This window comes from Vibrio sp. Vb0937, from assembly GCF_033338855.1.
Genome location: NZ_JAWOTK010000152.1, coordinates 1 through 1,564, shown reverse-complemented (window position 1 = coordinate 1,564; position 1,564 = coordinate 1). Strand labels below are relative to the sequence as shown.

2 protein-coding genes are annotated in these 1,564 nt (G+C 47.1%); both read right to left on the bottom strand.

What is annotated here, in order from left to right; all coding sequences use genetic code 11:
- A partial coding sequence (locus tag R7P67_RS23955) for a trypsin-like peptidase domain-containing protein (protein WP_318086212.1) occupies positions 1-707 on the bottom strand: 707 nt, incomplete at its 3' end.
- Positions 708-903: 196 nt separating this feature from the next.
- Positions 904-1,564, bottom strand: a 661-nt coding sequence (locus tag R7P67_RS23950) for a PDZ domain-containing protein (protein WP_318086211.1), incomplete at its 5' end; no start/stop codon positions are given.

The window sequence follows — 1,564 nt, the reverse complement described above, 5'->3', positions numbered from 1 at the left end:
GGGATTGCGAATGAGATACCGTAGGTTTCAAGATCGGTTGCCTGCTGGAAAGACGCGGTGTTGATGCCCACCAATTCACCTTGAGTATTCACCAATGCGCCGCCCGAGTTACCTTCATTGATTGCAGCATCAGTTTGGATGAAGGCTTGACGACCATCGCTAATAGAGGAGCGACCTGTCGCGGAAATAATGCCGAAGGTCGTGGTTTGCCCTAAGTTGTATGGGTTACCAATCGCTAAAACGACATCACCAACCTGAGGTTTGTATTCAGAATTCAATGGGATGACAGGTAGGTTAGAACCTTCAACTCGTAAAACGGCAATGTCCGTGCGTTTGTCGGTGCCAACAAGTTGAGCGGCAGCAGCTCGACCATCTTGCAATGCAACAACGACTTGGTCTGCTTGAGCTACCACGTGATAGTTGGTAATGATATAACCTTTTTCGCTGACGATAACCCCAGAACCCAGCCCTTGTGTCGAGAGTTTACTGCGATCGTTTTCAACGTATTTTCGGCTGTAGATATTCACAACCGCTGGCGCCGCTCTTCTTACGGCTTGGTTAAACGACAACTCAAGAGATGCGATATTTTTCGGTTGTTGGTCGAGCGCGACAGGAATAACGTTATTGCGCAATGATGGAACTGCGAGCAGTACAACGGCAGCGGTTGCTAAGCCTAAAAAGACAGAACGTAATAAAAAGCTAAGCATATCCTCTCCATGCATGAGCGCCAAAATGGCATAGAAAGGTGAAGAATAGCATTACATTGAAAAATAACAAAAGGGCAGTGCGTGATCGCACTGCCCTTTTAATAATCAGATTGATAGTAAGATTAACTCTTCGAGCTTCATCACCAAGAGTGATGGTTCAATCGTCTGGTTTTGCCCTGATTTTAGAGGCTAGAGACTATCGAATCACCAAGTAGATAGTGCGTTCCCCGCGTTGGATATTTAGTGCAAGCACACCTTTGTGTTTATCAACAATAGAGCGAAGCTCCGCAAGGTTTTTCACTCGTTGACGATTGACGCCAATAATGATGTCACCTTGTTTTAGCTGGTATTGCGCGGCAGGTGAATTCTCTGCAACACTGGAGACTTTTACCCCTTGGATTGCATCACTTGGTGTAGTGTTACTTAACTCTGCTCCTTTTAGGCCTTCATGCAACGTTTCCGCTTTGGCTTTCATGTTGGTGGACTCGCCAAGAGTCACGTCAAACGATTTGCTCTTACCATCACGAATAACGCCTAGCGTGATCTTCTTACCCGCTCCTAATGTGGCGACTTTAGCGCGCAACTCAGAGAAAGTGTCGATTGACTTACCGTTAACTGATACAACCACATCACCGGCTTTTAGACCCGCTTTGTCCGCTGCGCTATCGGGCACGACTTGGCTGATGAATGCCCCTTTACTTGACTCGTAACCCAGTGCTTCTGCCAGCTCAGAGGTCACTTCACCACCTTGAACGCCCAACATGCCACGTTTTACTTCACCAAATTCTAAAATCTGCTCAGTGAGGTTTCTCATCATGTTCGATGGGATCGCAAAACCAATCCCGACGTTGCCGCCA